The 19556-nt window shown below is 51.4% G+C and carries 20 protein-coding genes; 3 read left to right on the forward strand and 17 right to left on the reverse strand.

The genetic code is table 11. From position 1 onward, the window contains the following. Positions 1 to 38 precede the first annotated feature (38 nt). The 7 genes from SNR34_RS23140 to SNR34_RS23170 all read right to left on the reverse strand — a co-directional run bounded on the left by SNR34_RS23140 (position 39) and on the right by SNR34_RS23170 (position 7304). Complete coding sequence (locus SNR34_RS23140) at positions 39 to 1892, reverse strand: PP2C family protein-serine/threonine phosphatase (RefSeq protein ID WP_486180257.1); 1854 nt, start codon at positions 1890 to 1892, stop codon at positions 39 to 41. 45 nt (positions 1893 to 1937) lie between these two features. After that, positions 1938 to 2810 (reverse strand): PP2C family protein-serine/threonine phosphatase, encoded by an 873-nt coding sequence (locus tag SNR34_RS23145; RefSeq protein WP_486180258.1) that lies wholly within the window; start codon positions 2808 to 2810, stop codon positions 1938 to 1940. After that, complete coding sequence (locus SNR34_RS23150) at positions 2807 to 3340, reverse strand: FHA domain-containing protein (protein WP_236421106.1); 534 nt, start codon at positions 3338 to 3340, stop codon at positions 2807 to 2809. The genes SNR34_RS23145 and SNR34_RS23150 overlap by 4 nt, the downstream gene beginning before the upstream one ends. A gap of 43 nt (positions 3341 to 3383) precedes the next feature. Further along, positions 3384 to 3941 (reverse strand): FHA domain-containing protein, encoded by a 558-nt coding sequence (locus SNR34_RS23155; protein ID WP_236421107.1) that lies wholly within the window; start codon positions 3939 to 3941, stop codon positions 3384 to 3386. 50 nt (positions 3942 to 3991) lie between these two features. After that, positions 3992 to 4459, reverse strand: a complete 468-nt coding sequence (locus SNR34_RS23160) for a DnaJ domain-containing protein (protein WP_486180259.1) — start codon at positions 4457 to 4459, stop codon at positions 3992 to 3994. A gap of 119 nt (positions 4460 to 4578) precedes the next feature. Further along, entirely contained in the window at positions 4579 to 5004 is a 426-nt protein-coding gene (locus tag SNR34_RS23165; protein ID WP_236421108.1) for a membrane-associated protease 1, read from the reverse strand. Positions 5005 to 5135: 131 nt separating this feature from the next. Continuing rightward, positions 5136 to 7304, reverse strand: coding sequence for a transcriptional regulator (locus tag SNR34_RS23170; RefSeq protein WP_343262672.1), 2169 nt, complete (start codon positions 7302 to 7304; stop codon positions 5136 to 5138). An 810-nt stretch (positions 7305 to 8114) separates the two neighbouring features. Between SNR34_RS23170 and SNR34_RS23175 the strand changes: the two genes are divergently transcribed. Further along, on the forward strand, positions 8115 to 10190 hold the full coding sequence (locus SNR34_RS23175) for a vWA domain-containing protein (protein ID WP_486180260.1): 2076 nt from the start codon (positions 8115 to 8117) through the stop codon (positions 10188 to 10190). Here SNR34_RS23175 and SNR34_RS23180 read toward each other — a convergent pair. The 4 genes from SNR34_RS23180 to SNR34_RS23195 all read right to left on the reverse strand — a co-directional run bounded on the left by SNR34_RS23180 (position 10163) and on the right by SNR34_RS23195 (position 12825). Continuing rightward, on the reverse strand, positions 10163 to 10309 hold the full coding sequence (locus SNR34_RS23180; RefSeq protein WP_486180261.1) for a hypothetical protein: 147 nt from the start codon (positions 10307 to 10309) through the stop codon (positions 10163 to 10165). The genes SNR34_RS23175 and SNR34_RS23180 overlap by 28 nt on opposite strands. Continuing rightward, complete coding sequence (locus SNR34_RS23185) at positions 10296 to 11285, reverse strand: serine/threonine protein kinase (RefSeq protein WP_236421111.1); 990 nt, start codon at positions 11283 to 11285, stop codon at positions 10296 to 10298. Before SNR34_RS23185 ends, SNR34_RS23180 begins: the two co-directional genes overlap by 14 nt. Positions 11286 to 11523: 238 nt before the next feature. Continuing rightward, positions 11524 to 12399, reverse strand: a complete 876-nt coding sequence (locus SNR34_RS23190; RefSeq protein ID WP_236421112.1) for an alpha/beta fold hydrolase — start codon at positions 12397 to 12399, stop codon at positions 11524 to 11526. A 225-nt stretch (positions 12400 to 12624) separates the two neighbouring features. Continuing rightward, on the reverse strand, positions 12625 to 12825 hold the full coding sequence (locus SNR34_RS23195) for a hypothetical protein (protein ID WP_486180262.1): 201 nt from the start codon (positions 12823 to 12825) through the stop codon (positions 12625 to 12627). A 55-nt stretch (positions 12826 to 12880) separates the two neighbouring features. Here SNR34_RS23195 and SNR34_RS23200 point away from each other — a divergent pair, with 55 nt between their 5' ends. After that, positions 12881 to 13885, forward strand: a complete 1005-nt coding sequence (locus tag SNR34_RS23200) for an outer membrane protein assembly factor BamB family protein (protein WP_339278458.1) — start codon at positions 12881 to 12883, stop codon at positions 13883 to 13885. An 85-nt stretch (positions 13886 to 13970) separates the two neighbouring features. Here SNR34_RS23200 and rnhA read toward each other — a convergent pair whose 3' ends face one another. Then, on the reverse strand, positions 13971 to 14633 hold the full coding sequence (gene rnhA / locus SNR34_RS23205; protein ID WP_339273934.1) for a ribonuclease H: 663 nt from the start codon (positions 14631 to 14633) through the stop codon (positions 13971 to 13973). 118 nt (positions 14634 to 14751) lie between these two features. Then, positions 14752 to 15135, reverse strand: a complete 384-nt coding sequence (locus SNR34_RS23210; protein WP_339273935.1) for a hypothetical protein — start codon at positions 15133 to 15135, stop codon at positions 14752 to 14754. Positions 15136 to 15360: 225 nt separating this feature from the next. Between SNR34_RS23210 and SNR34_RS23215 the strand changes: the two genes are divergently transcribed. Further along, positions 15361 to 16017, forward strand: a complete 657-nt coding sequence (locus SNR34_RS23215) for a DUF421 domain-containing protein (protein WP_236421116.1) — start codon at positions 15361 to 15363, stop codon at positions 16015 to 16017. Between the two features lie 87 nt (positions 16018 to 16104). Here SNR34_RS23215 and SNR34_RS23220 read toward each other — a convergent pair whose 3' ends face one another. The 4 genes from SNR34_RS23220 to SNR34_RS23235 all read right to left on the reverse strand — a co-directional run bounded on the left by SNR34_RS23220 (position 16105) and on the right by SNR34_RS23235 (position 19542). Beyond that, positions 16105 to 16695 carry an NADPH-dependent FMN reductase gene (locus SNR34_RS23220; RefSeq protein ID WP_339273936.1) on the reverse strand — a complete coding sequence of 197 codons (591 nt, stop codon included), beginning with the start codon at positions 16693 to 16695 and terminating at the stop codon, positions 16105 to 16107. 363 nt (positions 16696 to 17058) lie between these two features. Continuing rightward, entirely contained in the window at positions 17059 to 17625 is a 567-nt protein-coding gene (locus SNR34_RS23225) for a nitroreductase family protein (RefSeq protein WP_339273937.1), read from the reverse strand. A 38-nt stretch (positions 17626 to 17663) separates the two neighbouring features. Then, positions 17664 to 18431, reverse strand: coding sequence for an ABC transporter ATP-binding protein (locus tag SNR34_RS23230; RefSeq protein ID WP_236421120.1), 768 nt, complete (start codon positions 18429 to 18431; stop codon positions 17664 to 17666). 1 nt (position 18432) lies between these two features. Further along, positions 18433 to 19542 carry a FecCD family ABC transporter permease gene (locus tag SNR34_RS23235; RefSeq protein WP_339273939.1) on the reverse strand — a complete coding sequence of 370 codons (1110 nt, stop codon included), beginning with the start codon at positions 19540 to 19542 and terminating at the stop codon, positions 18433 to 18435. Positions 19543 to 19556 lie beyond the last annotated feature (14 nt).

Genomic DNA, 19556 nt, shown 5'->3' on the forward strand with positions numbered 1-19556 from the left:
CTGTCTCTCCCCTCCCGGGTTAATGATCGTATTGATTATTACTGCTCCTTGTTCGTGCTGACCGCTCCCGATTGGGCTTCCCCAACCTCTGATGGTAAATCGCTCTCGCTCTCATGATCAGAGGAGCCGGACGAGCTGGTGCCGGTTGCACCTGTACCCGCTGACTGGCCCGAACCCGCAGCGCCGCTTCCGTTCGAACTCGTCGTGCCTGAAGACGTCGCGGGCCCCGAAGAACCGGCCGGGCTGGTGCCCGTTGGTTCCGCTGCGCCGGACAGATTGGACGACAGGCCCGCGGAATCTAGGCCAAGACCTGCATCCAGTCCGCCGTCCAGCAGCGGATCGGTGGCCGGAACCGGCGGGTTCAGCTTTTCATCGAGCTTGTTGATTTTGCGTTCCATCGCCAGCACACGCTCCAGCATGTCGATCTCCTGATAAATGCCCTGTGCCTTTTCATAAGCTTCCAACGCACCCGCGTAATCCCCGGCTTCGTTGTACCTGTCACCCTTCTGCTCCAGCGTATCGGCCTGAAGCTGGCGCGATTGGCGCTTGATGTCGGCACGTTTCGTCTCCGCTTCTTCAAGCTTGGTCGCGATTTCCTTGAGCGCTTCCTTGTACGCCGTTTCCGTCGCCGCCGTACGCGCTCGTTTGTACATGGTGATCGCTCCGCTGTAATCCCCGTTCTGCATCTTGATATCGCCTTCGGTCACCCAGTCCTGCACCTGCTGGAAGGTCGTCATTTGCTCCAAACGCTCCTGAATGGATGCCCGGTCGAACATGCTGTACGGCTCGGATTGCTCCAATGCCTTCGTATAACTGGCTGTCGCCTTGGCAATATCGCCTTCTTTGAGATGGGCTTCGCCGTCGACGAGCGTCTGGGCCGCCGCCATCTTGGCCGTAAGCAGTTTTTTGTGGATCGGGTCCTTGATCTTGATCGAGTTGTTGCGGGCCAAGCTGTAATCCGACACGGCCTTGGCGTATTCCTGCTCCTTCACGAACTGGTCCGCACTCTGCTCGTATTCCAGCATCTCTGTCGCCCACTCCGCCCTGTTCGCCGCCGTTTTGATTTTGTAGAACAGTCCCGCTCCCCCGAAAATAAGCAGCATGACCAACATGATCGCAATGCGTTTGATCCACTTTTTGCGGTTTTTCGGTTCTTCGTGGAAAATTTTGTTCACGTAGATTGCGGCAGCCGTATAGTTCTCTACCCGGCTTCGCTGTTTGCTGAGCATGACCTCTTCCAGCGTATCCACCAAGGTGCGCGGATCGTTCGCCGCTTCCGCGGCATCGATCATTTCCGCGTCATGCACGCCTTCCCAGATGCCTGGCGTACAGAGCACCAATGCGTCCCCATCGGCCAGTTTGATTTTATCGGACACAAACGGCGTGATCTTGCCCGGCTTGCCCGCATATTCATTCAGGTTGCCGCGCTCGTCATGCTGATCGATCCGGTCCTCGGGGATCTGTCCGTCCGAAGCCAGCTGGGCCGCCATGCTGTGATCCCGGCTTTTCAGCACAAGCCGGTTCCCCCGCAGATGGTACAGGCGGCTGTGGCCCGCCGAACCCCAGACCATGCGGGTATAATCCGTCACAACGATGACGAAACCGGCTTTTAATCTGACCCGGCGGCTCTCGTGTTGAAGCCATCCATGCGCTATACTGATATACTCGGTCAGACGCCGTTTCGATAACGTCGGTTTGTCCATGAAAGACTCCAACAAGGCCTGTACCAGCATCTCGGCGCTGTTCACTTCGGCATCCGTATCCAGTCCGTCCGCGATGATATAGCAGGCGTAATCCTCAAGCTCCACGCAGCCATAGTAATCCCGGTTTTTCAGAAATGACCCTGCCTCCGAGACAAAGGCCATCTTGAAGTCGCTGTTCTCCTTTCTCATCTGTCTCCCCATTTCATGTGTCGGTGCCCCGCTGTCCCGAACGTTCTACCATCCCTGTTCCAGAATGATGATCGTGGCGTTATCCTGATGCACCAGTCGTTTTTCTTCGATCAAATCGATGATGTCCTGTGCCGTATCGTGCGGAGACTGGTCCCGGGCAAGCAGCGTTTCCAGCTCCATCTCGGTCAGCGTGTTGTACACGCCGTCGCTGCACAGGACGATCTTGTCCCCCGGCTGCAGCGCAAACGGCTCGTCCGCGATTTCCATCTGCCTGAAATGCTCGTAGCCCAAATAGTTGACCAGCCTTTTGCGCTGCGGATTGTCCAGGGCCTCCTGTTCCGTGATCTCGCCGGACATGTACTGCTCTTCCAGCTGACTCTCCAACGTATGCTTGTGATTGATCGGAACGAGTTCGCCCTTGCGAAATACGGCAAGAATGCTGTCTCCGACCGCTCCCCAGTACAGGTTCCGGCCCCGAATCAGCGCGCTTACCAAGGTTGTTCCTCCCGGCACGCCCTGCTGTTTGCGCAGAATGGCTTGATTGGCCATGTGGGATGTGTTTTGATAAAACTCCTGCACGTCCGGGAAATACTCCTGCTCCTGGAATTCGCGAATAAAGGTCTCTACGGCCGTCGTACTGGCCATCTTGCCCCCTGACAGACCGCTGATGCCGTCGGCGAGCACGGCCAGCAAACCGAACGGCATGGATGCGCTGGCAAAATAATCGTCCTGTTCGCTGCGTGCCCCGATGGTCTGACCGTTTCCGATCTGTGCTTCCAAGGGCACGTCGTCACGCTGCCGCACCGGAATTATTCGGCTTCGGACGAACAAGAGCAGCCCGACCAGCATGCAGCCGCACGCAAGTACCCAATACGGGGTCAGCTCCTTGTCATTCCACAGGATCATGAACGTACTCACTGCTGCTCCCACTCAAAGTGCACGCCGCACAATGGAATGAAGAGAAATTTGCTGCGTCCGAGCTGAATGACGTCATATGCGGCCAACTCTACCGGTGAATAAACGGCCTCGTTATTGTGGTAGGCAAGCCCAGAGGCATCGCCAGGCAGCAGATAAAAATTGCGCTTCTTCGGATCGTACACGATGACCGCATGATTGCGGCGGGAGATCGTATTGTCGCCCAGAATCCGTACATGCATCTCTTCGGAACGGCCAATGAAATTTTTCTCCGCCATAATGCGGTAATCCTGACCCATCTGCGCGCCTTCAATGCACACCAGCCAACCGGTTACCGGCTCAATGCCCGTGGTTTCGCCCAAATAAGGCATCGTTTTGTCGTCTTCCGCCGTGCGGGGCGCACGCGGTACGGCTGCCGCGGTTCCCCCGCTAGGCGCAGCTGGCGACTCCACCGTCAGATTGCAGTATGGGCACGTATTTCCATGCCTTCTCGTGCTGAACATATGTCCATTAGCGCATCTCGTCAGACTCATTTCGTTTCATTCCCCCGTAAGCTTGGTTATTGTCGCCCGCCAACTACTTGACCAGAATCCGCGTGTTGGCAATATAAATTAAGTCCCCGGCCTCGATCAGGCTGGGTTCCTCGATTTCCAATTTGTTCGCTCGGCTCTGATTGCCCTTGCGTATGCCGACGCCGCTGGTCGAATCGATATCCTCGATGTACCATTGGCCGGATGCCTTGTTCAACACGGCATGCTGCGGGCTGATCAGGGAAGCATACGGCGTGTCGGACAGATCGATATCCGCTTCGATCGATTTGGTGCTTTTGCCGATCAGGACGCTCGTTTCGCCCTGGATATACCATTCTTTCACGCTGGTTCCATCGTCATCGAGAAGCACCAGCTTCACGATACGAGAAGACACCGCGGTTTTCTTCCTGACCCTGCTTCCTTGCGATGCAGGCAAATATTTGAGCAGCAAATACGCTCCTCCGGACAAAATGACGATAACACCTGTTACCCACTGGGCACCCATGTCCCGATTGATAAAAAATATGTAATATAACACGGTTAACGAAATTGCGGCGACGCAAGCATCCAGCGTCATCGTTAATACCGATCTTCCTCGTCTCACCTTTCAAACCCCCGCGTGCACCGGATGCGCCCATTCGCTGGATTTCCGGCCTACTTTTTTCGCACTCCGAAATAACGCTCAAACATGGCGGACATGTCCGTTGGATCTTTGGCCCCTGTTTTACTCCCGTTCGCGGCATCCTTGCCCTTGGAACGATAGCCGAAAAATTGCTCGAATTGTTGTTGCATCCGCGACGGGTCTCCCCAGAACTGACCAGGATCTTTCATGTCCTGATGGGTTCGGGCCGAGCTGCCCTGCCGTGCATCAGCATGCGCTGACGAACGACCTTTACCGCTACCTTGCGATGCAGGATCAGGCTGCCTGTCATACGCGGCTCTCAACTCCGGGTTCCCCAGCGTGCTATAGGCTTCATGCACCAGCTTGAAACGTTCCTCTGCTTTGGGGTCGCCTTTGTTGACGTCAGGATGGTACTTTTTGGCCAGCCTTCGGTACGCTTTTTTGATTTCTTCCGCCGAAGCGCCTTTGTCCACCTCAAGCACCGCATAATAATTTTTCATCGTATTCGTTGCTCCCTCTCTGCGGTAAGAGTAAAATAAAGATTAAGGGGCACAAGTGCCCCTTAACCTGATGGTGCGTTCGGTGCCGGTGACGGCCGGCCCCGAACGGAAGCTCCCTCTTAAACCGGGAAGCCGCCTTCAATTTTGGTGAATTCAGTTTTGTCTTTCTTCTGTTTGATGAACAGGCTGAATTCACCAACCCCTTCGGTATCACCGAAACGTTCGTTGTAATCCACGACGAATGCGTTCGGGAAGTAGATTTTGCGTACCACTTGATCGGCTGCAATGACTTCCAGCGTCACTTTGCGGTAGCAATCCGCCTTCTCGGCAGGAACGAGGGACCACAGCGCAAGCTTCATCGTGTCGTCGGCATTGTCGCCGTCCGTTGCGGTGATGATTTTGCCGCTGATGCGCAATGTTGCGCCCACATCCGTGGATCTTGCGTTGGAGTCATCCGGTGTATCCGTGTCGTAAGCGACCGTGCGGATGTTATCCATTCCCAGCTCGATTGTTTCTGCGCCTTCCACTTTCAATACAAAACCCATGAATTGTTACCTCCTTGGAATGATAAAATGTCTCCGGCCTTGGCCCGTTGAACGGAACCATTCCGGAATATATATGTTATAAAGGTACGCCCTGAGGCGAGACCTCTAAAACCGAAATGAATGGGTGCCCACTACGCTCTCATGGCGCTGGTGCCTTTGGTAATCATGACCTCGAGGTTCTTCACGTTGCCGTTGAACACCAGGTCAATGTGGCACATGTTGCTCTTCTCGTCGATGATATAGCTCATGTCGTCGCCTTCCTGAATGATCGAATTGACCGATCCCCGGCTGCCAAGCCATTTGCTCTTCTGGCTGCTCGGATTGTTGCTGAAGAACTTGACGATGTTTTCATGCTTGAAATCACCGGTTTGGAAACGCAGCAGGCGCTCGATGTAGGTGCTGACCAGCGTTTTGTAGATCGAATCATAACCGTCCTCGGACATGGCCATGCTTCTGGCTTTGTACACCGTAATCCGTTTGATGTCGCTGTCCTGCAGCTGCGCGTTCTCCGAAGAGAAAATGAAGCCGAAGTTTTTCCGGTTGATGGCATCCTTGATCGTATTCGTGAACCCGGAAATTTCCTTCGTCATCGTGGTTACGACGCGCAAGCTGTTGTCGCCCGCCTCGATATCGAAGCGCACCCCCGGATAATCGCGATTGACGTTTTTGAACGCGGCCCGCAAATATTCCGGACACTGGTACGCGGCAACGATACCCGCAGCGACATAGGAAGCCCCTACATACACGCCTTCGATCCAAAGCTTCAAAATGTCTTCCTTCTCTTTGGACAGTTCCACGCCATGTTCGGTCTGGAGCATCCGGCTGTCGATAATGACGCCTGACTTCTCCTTCGGAATGATCGTGAAATTCGGTGCGCTCGGAATGGCGAATTCGCTGTATTCCTTTCGGGTCAACATGGCGCATTTGTCGACGTACTTGTCGATCCCGGCCGTCGCCATGCTGCTGAACGTGGAATCTTCCCCGGATTCGAAGCTGAAGAAGACCTGGATTTTGTAATCCTTGATGACGTTGAGCAGCATTGACAGCGATTCCATGCTGTTGCCGTCCTGTTTCACAACCTTGTCGTTACCCCGGAAGCGTTCGCGGCTTACTTTGACGTTGCCGGTATTTTCAAGCTCCACCGAAGGGACGATGCCGAACCAGATCGTATCGGTGAAATCGTTTTTGGCATTGACCGTGTTCAGGTACGTTTCGAGCCGCGGAATATTGCTGCTTTTCACCAGCATGTCAAGTTTGGCATTGGTGATCAGCATGGACGGCTGCATGCCTTTGTTTTTGATCGCATATTGGTCAAAGTACATTTTGACGCCCAAAATTTTCTCGACGAGCGGTTTGACCGTTTTCACGAAATCATCCTTGGCCGTCTTGTAGAACTCCAGGTATGTATTGTAGTTCTGCACCTCAACGGCCGTATCCACTTCACTCTGTACCGCCGGAAGCGGGCAGAATGTACGGACAACCAGATCCTGAACGTAAGGGGATGGCGATTCGGACAAGGAATCGTAATCATCCGCGAACACCTGTGTCAGATCCGTGCTGGAAGACTCATCGAGTAGCATCAACTCGTTGTTATCACTCTTCGGAGCTTCGATGATTTTCAATTCTCCGCTCTCGCCGATCGTCAGTTGACCAACTTGAATCGCCTCGGATGCCGTCTCTTCCTGGGCCCTGCCGAGCAGAAGCCGGGTTTTGATATCTTCGATCGCGAGCGGCAGCATCGCCATCACGTTGTTGTAGTTCCGGCTGGCTTCCTCGAACATGACGTTCAGCTTGTCCCCGACATCCAGCTTCTTCGGATCTCCGTCGTCCAGCTTCTCGTATTGCCCGTACATGTAATGGATTTCCTTCCGGACTTGCCGGATGTCGTCCATCACCTTTTTCGGCGAAATCATGTCGAGCAGGTTCTCGAACTTGAAGTCGACGTTGGTAATTCCCTGGCTGCGCTTGGTATCGATCAACGTAAACAGCATTCTCAGGAAATCGTTGCTGTGATCGATCTTGATCTCCGAAACGGCCTCGTCCGGAATGTTTTCCGGCTTTTTAAGCGTATACATGACCTTCTGATTTACCGCATTGAAGAAAGAGTACACGCTGGGAGAGAACTTGTCGAGAAACTCGTCAAAGCTGCGAACCAGCAAATGCTCGTTGATTTCTTTGACCTTGTCGTCACTCAGACTGTCGATGCCTTTGACATCGCCCACAATCGTGATCAGGTCCAGCTTCTCCGGGTTGATCTCTTCGAAAAGCATCGTTCGATTGGTTTGATTAATAATGTCCATTCAGTCAGCGCTTGCCCGGAAACATGGGCATTTGGAGCAAACGCTTACCTCCCTCCATCAATTTTTGACACTCCGCCCGCCTCCATCCGCCTTTGGTCATGAGCTTGCAGAATCATCAGGATTCGGCAGACATGCGACTGATAGATCGTGCCGTCAACATACACCCGGAACTTGCGAACCAGATTTATGCCGTTTGTTTGGAGATTTATGGAATTCATCTTAATCATCAGCAATATGTTTTGTCAATATTCCCCTATATAGGACTAAAAGCTCAATTTTGCCTGTCGAATATTCCTAAAGGACTAATTTTTGTAATTTACTTCATTTCCTGACGGAGCGTGCCGATGATATAGAATATACTAGAATTTGGATGAGATACAATCTTTTTAAACGGATGGGGTTTAGCCCCTATTCAAGATTTAAAATACTTGTAAACAAACCGATTCGCTTAGCTTTTATATACATAACGACATGTAACCCGGTTAAATCGAGCACCAGCAAAGACTTAAAAAACACATAATTTATCACGTTTATATAAACCGCAAAATACAAACACACGTTAACGGAGAGGCAGAACCAATCTGGAGAAGCAAAGCGTTCGCTAAAAGCTTTCTGAAAGAAAGCTGCATCGGAAGCATAGGCTGTTCACCGGATTTTCCCCCTTAGAAAAGGGGAATCCCAAAAATCTGGGGATAACAGCGATCGGAAGATGGTACTGCACTCGCAGTGCCCTAGTGTGAATGATTAGTGCGGTCTATATAGCTTGAAACAATCATGTACTCGACCAGAAAGGAGCTTCAAATGCCTCTCATGAAACGAAAAACACTCAAACTATGGATGATGATCATGCTCTTCATCCCCCTGATTTTGCCTCCATTTCATTCGGATCGAGCTTCTGCCGCTTCGGCAGTCAAGACCCAGTCATATCAGGGCCTCGATGCCATGTTTGTACTGGATGTCAGCTATTCCATGAATGAGACCGACAAGGATCGCATTGCCGAAGAAGTCATCCATATGTTTATGGACATGAGCAGCGGACCCAAGACAAGGCTGGGCTTTGTCGCTTATAACGACAGGGTCACTTCCTCCATACCGTTAACGGATATCTCCTCTTCCGGAGCCCGGAACGCTCTTCGGGGCCGCATTGACGGTCTGAAACGTTCCGGTTATACGGATCTGGGACTTGGATTGCGACGCGGTGCGAGTCTCCTTGCCCAATCGGGCGATGATCAGCGCAAACCGTTCATGATCTTGCTTTCCGATGGCGAAACGGATTTGCGCGGGTCCACGAACCGAACGGTCTCCGATTCTTCCAAGGATGTGGACAACGTGATCGAAATGGCCCAAAAGGCCGGCTACCCGATATACACGGTCGGGCTGAACGGGGATGGCACGGTCGATCCGGCAGAGCTTGAACGCATCGCTTCCGAGACGGGCGGTTCATCATACATTACCGGCAGCGCGGACGATCTGCCCGAAATCTTCAATCGGATCTTCGCGGATCAGATTCAATCCGTTCTGGTATCGGTCGCTGCGGTTACCGCCACCGGGGCGATGCAGGAGGTCACGGTGGATATTCCGAATTCAAGCATGGCCGACGCCAATATCATCATGCTCTCTGACCATGCCGTTTCGGAGGCCCAGCTGTATTACCAGTCCAGCAACGTCAGCTTCATCCGATCGGACAAATACGCCCTGATGAAGATTATTCGGCCGGTCAAGGGACAGTTCAAACTGAAATTCAAGGGGCGCAGCGGCGATTTGGTTAAAATCAACTTGCTGGGCAACTATAACTTGTCCGCAGCAGCCGCCATGGCAACGGAGAAGCCGGCGAAAGGCACAACGATCACCTTTGAAGCGGCACTGCATGACCAGACTGCGGAATCCAAACCGATTGAAGATTTGAACGTGTACAAAGGCCTCAAAGCCGAACTGGTCATTACACCATTGAAGGGAAACACGGAGCGCGTTCCTTTGAAAAATACCGGAAAAGGTTTTACAGGGGAGTATGTGTTTGCCCAATCGGGTTTGTATACATGGGGTGTGCGAATCGATGGACCTGATTTCTACAGGGAGATCACGCCAGTCAAGGTGGATATTACGAATCAGGCTCCTGCCGCAACGGGGAAAATCATGGACTTGTCGAAGGATGATGGCGACGCGCTCGTTGATCTGAATGCTTATTTTGAAGACGCCAATAAGGACCCTCTTACCTACCAGCTCGTTGAAGGTGACAACGGCAAGTTCGAGAGAGCTTCGATTAACGGAAATCTATTGCAGTTGTCGTCCCTTCGTACAGGAAATTCCACCATCCAGATTACGGCAACAGACCCCGAAGGAGCAAGCACCACGGCGGAGATTTCGCTTCAGGTTCATTCCTTCCGCGAGAAACTGATGCTGTATTCGGGGCTGGCTATCGTTGTTGCGTGCGGACTGTTCGCGCTGTATTGGTTCGTGCTGAAACCGAAGCCCGCGTTCCGCGGCAGATTGGAAGGATATTTTCTCGCAACGGCAAGCGGGGAGGACATTCCGGTTACCCATTGGCCGCTGACCTCGATTGACCGCCGCAAAGTGAATCTTGGGGAGTTGTTCGACCGGATGGACATCGGCATCAAGGTGCCGGAATCCGGACGAATCTGGCTGGAAGCAGGTAAAAAAGAAACGCTGCTGGTCAGACACGACACCAATTGTACCGTGGTTCGGGGCCGGACGCCAATTCAACGCAAACAAACCGCTGCACTGGAATACAATGATAAATTGTATATCACGTTTGAAGACGGCGTTACCGAAATCGAAATTAGGTACAAAGCAATCAAGCCGAGCACTAACATTTATGTAGGGCAATCCAGAGAACCGCATCAGAAGTCCGGAACATCGGCGATGTAAAAAAGAAAGCCGACTTCGCCTTGCGCGCAAGGCACTCCCATTGTTTTCAATTCAATGAAGAGTGCCTTGCCGCTATAAGGCGAGGCCGGCTTTTTGAGTTTTCGTTCATGCTGTTTCATGCTTGGAGCCGGTTCGGGCTTCGTACACTTGCGTATGCTCCTGATCCGACTCGGCCCATTCCACATTCCCCGGTTTGCGCACTTTCCACACCATGGCCTGAAGCTGAAGGGCGCGTTTGATCCAGCTTAGGGAAGAGCAGCGTTTCTCGGAACGGACCGTCAACCCCCAGCGAATGACGGAAGAAAGCCATCGGGTTACATACTCGTTATAGGCACGAACCGCGAGCAGTTCATCCCGGAACAAACGCTGTTTTACATCCGTCGGCGGCTGGCCGCACGTCCAATAATACAACAAGGCTGCCAAACTATACAGATCCGAGGTCGGTCCTTGCACCGATTTCTCGGAATAAAACTCAAGCGGCGAATACCCTGCTGATGTAAAAATCGTTTGCTTCTGCCCGGCGTCCACCGGACAGCGCACGGCAGAGCCGAAATCGATCAGCTTTGGCGTGCCGTCTTCCAGCACCATAATGTTGGTCGGTTTGATATCCCGATGAAGGATGCCCTGCTTATGCACGTATTCGATCGTATCCACCAGCGGCAGCAGCGTCGTGCCGATAAAGTCGGCATCAAGCCGGTGGTTATGCTCCTTCAGGTAGTCATTCATCGGCACGCCGTCGCAATACTCCATGATCACATACCCTGTGTCATTGGCTTCAAAATGGTCCACATGCCGAACGATGTGTGGATGATCCAGTGCCGACAGCAGTTCACCTTCCAGCATAAACGCAGCGAGAAGCTCCCGATATTGCCCGCCATATCCCCGCGAAGCGCAATATGCGCTTTTGTGATCCGACTTGCGGCCCGCCAATCTTCGTGGAAAAAACTCTTTGACGACAACCTTGGCACCCGTGGACCGATCTCTTCCGGCATATACGATGGTCAGTTCGCTTCGGGCGATCACCCGTCTTACCTGATATGTATTGTTCAAAACGGTGTTGCGCTGCAGCGCGTCTTTTTCGTTGCCTTTTCGCATGACTTACCTCTTTTCAAGCTATTCCTGCACAACCGGTTTCATGTGCACCATTTGAAGCACCCACAGGGATCCAGCTGGAAACGTAATCCCATGGTTTACCCCAAACGATGCACTTTGAAACACGGTCCTGCTGTTCAAGGCTTAAATCCCGTCGTTTTAACATGGTTGAACTACCGAATGGCATCAGGTCACTTCGGTCCCAACACCCGTCCTTTAAATTTACTTTTACAGCTGGATGCTATGATCCATAGTTCTCCCGAAGAAACTGACCGATGTCCTTATTCATTTGCACCAGCGCTTCCTGGGATGGATAATGGCCCGTATCATACGTGATCGTCCGTACGTTCGGAATAATCTCCCGCGCACGTTCCACCAGTCTGTCTGCCGGGAAAAAGATGTCTCTTTCCCCTGCCAGCAGCAGAGTGGGCGCTGCATAATCCTTTAGTTCTTCCTTCTCCGTCAGCTTGGGCAGATCCTGCTCCAAACTGACGTGTTTGAATATTTTGCCGACGATATTTTTATCCGATTCTTTCATGCAGCCACAGGACACGTTATCCGCGATCTTTTGCAGTGAAGCGGCAGAAGAAGTCATTTTGTATTTGAAGAACGGAAGGATGACGTCTTGCGCCATTTTGATCTTTGAACCGGCAGCAATTCCCGCAGGCATGACCAACACAGAGCAGGCGATCCGGTCCGGAATGTACGTAGCCAGCCTCAGTACGATGCCGCCGCCAAAAGAAGCCCCGATAAACGCGCTTTTTGGGATCTCGTAATGGTCCAGCAGATCGGCAGCCCACATCGCAAAGCTGTCAAACCTCGCAGAGATTCGCGCTTCCTCACTGTAGCCTGGATGTCCGATCGTGTCTGGAGCAATAATCCGGTAATCGCCGAACAACGAAGAGAACCATGCCAACGTCATCGGATTCACGCAATTGCCGCCTTGCAAAATAAACAGCGGTTTGCCATCCTCCGGTCCAGTCAATAACACATGGGTTTTGCCGAAGCGCGTGTCCACGTACTCCCGCCGAATATCCCCGCCGAGCTGCCCCAAACAGGCCTCGTATTCCTCCAGAATGCTGCTCTTTCCTTCTTCACTTCTATAAATGGAACTCATGTCTGCCTCCTGCAATATAATGCCATTCTTCTTGACATAGAAAAAAGCCCGTCAGTGACAAGCTCCCTCGCATGTAACTATCATTTGGAACTGATTATAAATTGGAAACTGGAAAATGTAAATAACGATTATTGCAGACGTTGTTTTTACGTCATTATGGCCCCTTAATTTGCGATATGGACGGGATTTCACCCCTTTTTATAAGAAAAAAAGGCTTTGTTTTCGTTAAGCTCCTTTTCGCTGTTTCTTTTCCTCGCTTCCGGCATTATACTTATCGAGGTAAAAATAACCAAAATTAAATCCAAGGAGGAGTACTATGCGTAAAGGAAAATGGTTGTATTTCATGTTGATGGCAGGATTAGCTGCAGTCCTATCCTTAAGTGGGCCAGCATCTGCATCCGCCGGATCATCATTGCCCAAGCCCAATTGGGGAAAAACGTTAGCATCTGAAGCATACGGATTTCCCCAAGCACCTTATCACGTGCCAAATACCAATACGGTATACATTCATTCAACATCATCCGTCCAATCGGAAACCAAGATATGGGAAGTGGGGATCGTTTCAGCCGTCGATCGAACAACGGGAAAAGAAAAGTGGTCTTATCCTTTTTATAAAAAAGGGATGGCCTATCCTTGGAGTACCAAAATGGCTTATAGCGCTAAAGGCTCCGTATATGCCCTCGTAGAAGATGGCAGGGGTACAAAGCTATATTCGGTCAATTCGTCCGGTAAACTGAATTGGATGCTGCCTGTACCTGCAGCCAATGAACTTGTTGTGATGAACGATGGAACCATTATATTGATCAACCCCAGCAAACGGGATGCCAATGGAAAATTTGTCCCATGGGCCTACGCCTACGGCACAAACGGGAAAAAGCTGTCGGAGCGGGCTCTCGGGGATCAGTACAGCGTAGTGGACGGGACATATCTGGTTTCACAGGTTGGAGGTTTGGTTAAATCAAAGATTGACGTCTACGGCTCCAAATTGAACAAGCAGTTTACATATACACCACCTAGCAATGCGTATATTGATGTTGCGGGATTTTCCTGGGTTTATAATAGCAGCGATCTCCTTCTCCGCATGAACGTGCCTTCCAAGGGGAACCAGTTAATTGCTCTCAATGCTAAAGGAAAAACATTATGGGTCCGCAGCATCGCCGGGAATGCCACGGTTCAGTCCGTAGGAAAGAACTATGTGGTGTATGAGAACGGAGAAATGAAGGTATACGGCGCCAAAGGATTGCTTCTTAAAAAATCCATGAAACTGACCGATCCGATGCAGGTCGTCCATAAAACGATCGACCATCAATTGTTAATCAACGAGAACGAGTACAAGAGTGTCTTGGACCCTGCCACGTTGAAAACGATCTATCATCTCCCTTATGACGAAGAAACATCAGAATATTACTATGCGGGGAATGGCTACTTGTATGAGGTAAAAGATTTCTTTAAGTTGTCCCAGTACACATTGCCAGCTGTACAATAGGTTTAAAAAAACAGCAGCCGTTTCTGCAACGGACTGCTGTTTTTTTTGTTATATCGTTCCTTTTGGAAAATGGAGCATGCCGGCCTTATTTACGTCCGTAATCCGCCTTGATTTCGCCCCATTCCTTCGTTTGCCATTTCAATACCTTGTTGGGGTACGTATTCGTCTGCAGCCACCGCTCCGCACGGTCGATCATCAGCCAGATTTCTTCCGTTGAAGCATCGCGCGGCAACGTCGTGGATACCTTTTTCTGCTTCAGCCATTTCATGGCATTGACGGAATCAGAGTATACCGTCTTGCTGCTTCCTCTTTGTTTGAGGTATGCCAAGGCATGCACGATGGCCAAAAATTCTCCCAAATTGTTCGTTCCCTTGTTAATCGGGCCCACCGAGAACAGAATCTCTCCCGTCTTGGTATCCACGCCCTTGTATTCCACCGGCCCCGGGTTGCCGCGGGTACCCACATCCACCGAGATGCTGTCGTAATCGACGGTTTCTGACGTTTCCATCCCTGCACTCCGTCCGGCGCTGCCCGAGCGGGCTTTGGACGAAGCGCCCGAACCGGCAGCGCCGGAGCCCCAATTGCCTTTCCAGCCTGCATGGTAAGCCTGCTCTGCCGCTGCTTTGGATTCGTATGACTTGTATTTTGCACCTGCATATTGATCGGTCTGAGCCTTGCATTCGGCCCAAGTGCTATATACGCCGGGTTTCTTGCCTTCCCAAACGACATAATATTTCTGCTTTGCCATATCCCTTTACCGCTCCTCGGTTTACTGCATTCAATACATTCAATAACCTATTGTAAACGATCGGAAGGACGGAATGAAAGCCGTTGTTTCATCTTTTTCCTATGTATGACGGTTATCTTCATCCCTTTAATATTTCCGAGGCAACGACCAAAAGCTTATTTTCATTATGTTTGATCTGGCATTCCAAGCTTTCCAGGCAGCTCTGGATTTGTTGGTCGGATAGCCTGTCCTTGATTTGCTCCAACAACATCAATGCCTGTGCGCTCACTTCCAGAGCGGGATCACCGATATATGGAATGATGTATTCTATATGTAAAATATAATCCTGTTGATCAAGTGAGGATAATGCAATGGCGATTTCGTTTCGCAATCTGTCGTTTTCCGTTGTTTTCAGCAGTTCAAATAGTACATTTAATGGAGAAATGTCCTTGTTCTGGGCCATTTCCGTTACTTGTTGAATCACGTCTTCAGAATCTTCCCCGGAAAGAAGTTCTTGGATCATGTTCGAATACATCGTATCTATCTTGCATCACTCCTCATTGGTTGGAAAGGCTACCTTATATTAATATCGGTCATTCCCGCATCCTGGAATCTAGGATAATGGTCCTTTTTATCACTTGGGACTTTTTTCCTCGCCCCCTTCCTTTCGGGGATAGAACTGCATAATTCACCCATACCGCGAGAAGACTAAAAAAAGAACAGGACCGTACAGAAAGGAAGGCTGCTCATGGACTGGATATGGAAATCCATCTTGCTTGCGCTGACGGGCATCATTCTGCTGCGGATTGCGGGACGCAAATCCATCTCGCAAATGAGCGTCGCCACGACGGTCATCATGATCTCGATCGGAACCACGATCGTACAGCCCATTGCGAATCACGAACTCGGCAAAGCGATTGGATCAGCGGCGGTTTTTATTGCGATTTTGCTCGTGGTCGAGCAGCTTCAGCTGAAATTCAATATTTTCGAGCGGCTCATGAGTGGAAGTTCCAAAATGGTGGTAGAAGACGGAAAGGTGATTATCCCCAACCTGAAACGCATGCGTTACACCGTGGACCACTTGGAGATGCAGCTGCGGCAAAATGGCATTTCGAGCATCAGTGATCTGGAATCGGCTACAGTCGAGCCCAATGGTCAATTGGGCTACGTATTGAAACGCCATGCGCGTCCCGTAACGATCGGGGAACTGGAAGAACTGCTGAACGGCAAAATGCTCCTGGATGCCCAGCATGCGGGAGTCAAGGCAGCGGCCAACGAAGCATCCAGCGATGTGCAGCCAAAACACCCCCTCGGTCCTTTGCCCGAAAACGGTAACTCCACGGATATTTTCGAGGAAGTCGGCACGGGCGGTCACACCATACCGATCGATCCCAAACTGCAATAATCGTTATGATGAACAGATCGCCTGCGGCGGCTCCCAAATAAAAAACTGACGCCGGTGATTACCGACGTCAGTTTTCAGTTAGGTACATTATCTTAATGTTTTTAAAGCGCCGCTCCAAGCATTCACTTGGTCCAGCATGGCATTCACATTATCCAGGTGCAGCGCCTGCGGTTTGAAGGCTCCGTTCTCGAAATCCGTGAACAAAGACAGTGTCGGGTGTACCCGCACGTCGGCGATCAACAGTTCGCCCATAATGCCGCGCAGATGTTCAGCCGCACGCGCACCGCCCGTCGAACCGTAACTTACGATCCCCGCCGCTTTGTTGTTCCATGCTTCGCGCGCGAAATCCAGGGCGTTTTTCAATGCACCGGTAATGCTGTGGTTATACTCTTGCACGATGAACACAAATCCATCCAGCTCGTTGAGCTTTTGGTTCCATGCTGCGATGCCCGGTTCTGAACCGTCGGTTGTGCCAAGGAATGGCAATTGGTAATCCGAGATATCCACGATTTCATAATTGGCATCTCCACGTTTGTCTGCAATTTCTTTGACCCATGCCCCTACCTGCGGGCTAACGCGGCCTTCGCGAGTGCTTCCCAAAATGATTCCGATGTTCAATTTAGTCATGGTTACTTCCTCCTCGGACGTTTGTCCAAATATTTTTTTCAAGAAACCCATCTTTCATCCATCCAATCCATATTACAGGTATTTTATTATTGACCTACAAATCAATGCGGCTCTGTTCATCCTGCTGACTTCCTTCATTGATCACTACATGGAAAAGGCAATTCTCCTTACGGATCGTGTCCTCTTAATGTCGTGTGCTCAATTTAAGTTACTTTATGTAAGTGATTATAATTTCTTCACTGAGTATTGTCAAGTAAGTTGGTGAAATATTTTTAAGCGAGTATAGACGACATATATTATGCGTACAAAAACAAAAAAAGACCACTTCTAGCCATCCCAATGGCTTGGAAATGATCCATGCTATTCCACGCTGCTTATAGCAACCCCCCCTCCGAAACCTCACGGGCTACGGACCTAATTGTAAATGGTAAGCTTCTCTTCGGCTGCCGTTCTTGGACGCGGCTTGGGTACAACCTCCGGATAACCGATATGCAGCACGCCGACGACCCGTTCTCCGGGCTGAACGCCCGCCATCTCGCGGAACGAAGGCGCGAACTGATAAGCATTCGTTTTCCATACGACGCCAAGCCCCTGTTCCCACGCAGCCAACTGAAAGCATTGCACCCAGCTGCACACTGCGCCGAAGTCTTCGATCCATTGTTTCGGACGCGAGTCCTCTTTCATCACAACCACCAGGTGAACGGGAATCGTCATGTACTCGGCTCTTCGCGACTCTTCCACCCTTCTGCGGTCGTCCGCGGATAATGCATCCAGCACGGCTTCCGTGAAAATATGGCGGGAATCGCCCGAAAACTGAATATATCGCCAGGGTTCGCGCAATCCATGCGTAGGTGCCCAATTGGCCGTATCGAGCAAGGAAAGCAGCATGTCCTGGGATACGGGATCACTTTTGAACTGCCGGATTGACCGGCGTTCTTTGATGGCTTTGGCAACAGGTGTATGCTCCACCGTGTATTTCACGCTATCCCTCTCTTTCCGGACTCCCTCTTTATCGTGTATTAGCGCGCGTTAAGATACGCAATACCAAGCCCGCCCGTAACCGGGTTTTGATAGATTTCGCAGTCGACGTCGAACACTTCTCCAATCATTTCGCGGGTGAGAATATCTGCCGGCTTCCCATGCACCACGATCTGCCCCTTCTTCACTACGTAGAGGTAGTCGCAGTATTCTGCCGCCAGTTCAAGGTCATGCAGCGCAGCCAAAATGCCGATGCCCAGCTCGCGGACCGTGTTCAGGATCTGCAGCTGGTATTTGATGTCCAGATGGTTCGTCGGTTCGTCCAAAATAAGAAATTCGGGCTGCTGCGCCAGTACGCGGGCAAGCACCACGCGCTGCTTCTCTCCGCCGGACAAGGAAATGTAATTGCGATCCGCATGTCCGGTCAAATTCACCTTGGCTAGGGCCTGCTCCACAATTTCGTAATCCTGATCATTGTCGGTTTCAAGCAACCGTTTATGCGGGGTTCGCCCCATCATGACCATTTCGCGCACCGTAAAATCAAAGCTCAGCTCATTGAACTGGCCTACCACGCCCATATGTCGGGATACGGCCTTTGGGCTTGATTTCAGAATGTCCATGTCGTCCAGAAAAACGCTGCCCTGCTGCGGCTTGATCACCTTGTATATGCTCTTGAGCAAGGTGGACTTTCCGCAGCCGTTCGGGCCGATCAGGCCGACGAATTGTTTGCCGTTGACCTGCAGCGAAATGTTGCGGATGATGTCGGTGTTCAGCACCGAGATGGATACATTTTCAACGTTCAGTTTCATTTTACTTTCCTCCAAAGCCGTATCCTTTTTTGACCAGCATATACATAAACATCGGCGCACCGATCATGGCCGTGATGATTCCGATCGGCAGCTCTACGCTGGAAATCAGCGAGCGCGCAATGACGTCCGTCCAGATCAGGAAGAGCGACCCGAACAGGATCGATACCGGCATGACTTTCCGGTGATCCGAACCGACGAGGCCCCTCACGATATGCGGAATGATCAATCCGACAAAACCGATCATGCCGCAGCTTGCCACCATAACCCCTGTCACCAGGGCGGTCAGCAGCATATAGATCCGGCGGAATACGCTAAGGTTGATGCCCAGCGTCACGGCTGCTTCATCGCCAAGCAGCATGGTGTTAAGCACGCGGGACTGCAGCAGGAAGAACAGAATGCCTGCCAGCACAACGGTTGCAATTAACGGCAGTTTGTTCCAGCCGGAAGCGGCAAGGCTGCCCATCGTCCAGAAGGTGACCGTTTTGATGCCCTCGGCATTGTTGGCAAAATAAATAATAAAGTTGGAAAAGGCGGTACAAAGCGCGTTAATGACCATCCCGGCAAGCACCAGCTTGACCGATGTCATTTTGCCCCGGATGCCCGCAAGAGCGAGAACCAATAGCGAGGCCCCCATAGCACCGGCAAAGGCCCAAAAAGCTACACCCGTCTGACCCAGCCAACCTGCCGCGCCAAAACCGATCAGAATCGCAAAGGTCGCTCCCAAGGAAGCACCGGAGGAGATGCCCAAAATATACGGGTCGGCAAGCGGATTCTGCACGGCAGCCTGCATCACCGTACCGCACAGCGCAAGACCGGCACCGATGAACATTGCCATCAGCACGCGCGGGAAACGGATCTGCCAAATAATATCGGTAAATGATCCCGCTTCAACAGGCGTCGCTCCCCACTGGAATCCCGTCAATTTGTACCATAAAATTCGGTAAGACTCGGTTAGCGGAATACCCACCTGACCAATGGACACTGCAATGCCTACCGAAATGAGCGTCAAAACCAGCAATGCTGCAATCAGCAGAGCAAAGCCTGCACGACTGTGGATCAAAGACTTTCTTTTCCCCGCTTGCGGTGCATGAACCTGAACTGTCTGTCCCATCTTTTCCCCCATCA

The organism is Paenibacillus sp. XP01 (genome assembly GCF_057364885.1).

Bases quoted from the DNA above. Each gene is read 5' to 3' on its own strand.
- SNR34_RS23150 (WP_236421106.1), bottom strand. From the start codon at position 3,340: ATGAGTCTGACGAGATGCGCTAATGGACATATGTTCAGCACGAGAAGG.
- SNR34_RS23175 (WP_486180260.1), top strand. From the start codon at position 8,115: ATGAAACGAAAAACACTCAAACTATGGATGATGATCATGCTCTTCATC.
- SNR34_RS23235 (WP_339273939.1), bottom strand. From the start codon at position 19,542: ATGGGACAGACAGTTCAGGTTCATGCACCGCAAGCGGGGAAAAGAAAG.
- SNR34_RS23215 (WP_236421116.1), top strand. From the start codon at position 15,361: ATGGACTGGATATGGAAATCCATCTTGCTTGCGCTGACGGGCATCATT.
- SNR34_RS23165 (WP_236421108.1), bottom strand. From the start codon at position 5,004: ATGGGTTTTGTATTGAAAGTGGAAGGCGCAGAAACAATCGAGCTGGGA.
- SNR34_RS23190 (WP_236421112.1), bottom strand. From the start codon at position 12,399: ATGAGTTCCATTTATAGAAGTGAAGAAGGAAAGAGCAGCATTCTGGAG.
- rnhA (WP_339273934.1), bottom strand. From the start codon at position 14,633: ATGGCAAAGCAGAAATATTATGTCGTTTGGGAAGGCAAGAAACCCGGC.
- SNR34_RS23140 (WP_486180257.1), bottom strand. From the start codon at position 1,892: ATGAGAAAGGAGAACAGCGACTTCAAGATGGCCTTTGTCTCGGAGGCA.
- SNR34_RS23220 (WP_339273936.1), bottom strand. From the start codon at position 16,695: ATGGGTTTCTTGAAAAAAATATTTGGACAAACGTCCGAGGAGGAAGTA.
- SNR34_RS23160 (WP_486180259.1), bottom strand. From the start codon at position 4,459: ATGAAAAATTATTATGCGGTGCTTGAGGTGGACAAAGGCGCTTCGGCG.
- SNR34_RS23230 (WP_236421120.1), bottom strand. From the start codon at position 18,431: ATGAAACTGAACGTTGAAAATGTATCCATCTCGGTGCTGAACACCGAC.
- SNR34_RS23170 (WP_343262672.1), bottom strand. From the start codon at position 7,304: ATGGACATTATTAATCAAACCAATCGAACGATGCTTTTCGAAGAGATC.
- SNR34_RS23185 (WP_236421111.1), bottom strand. From the start codon at position 11,285: ATGCGAAAAGGCAACGAAAAAGACGCGCTGCAGCGCAACACCGTTTTG.
- SNR34_RS23210 (WP_339273935.1), bottom strand. From the start codon at position 15,135: ATGATCCAAGAACTTCTTTCCGGGGAAGATTCTGAAGACGTGATTCAA.
- SNR34_RS23180 (WP_486180261.1), bottom strand. From the start codon at position 10,309: ATGAAACAGCATGAACGAAAACTCAAAAAGCCGGCCTCGCCTTATAGC.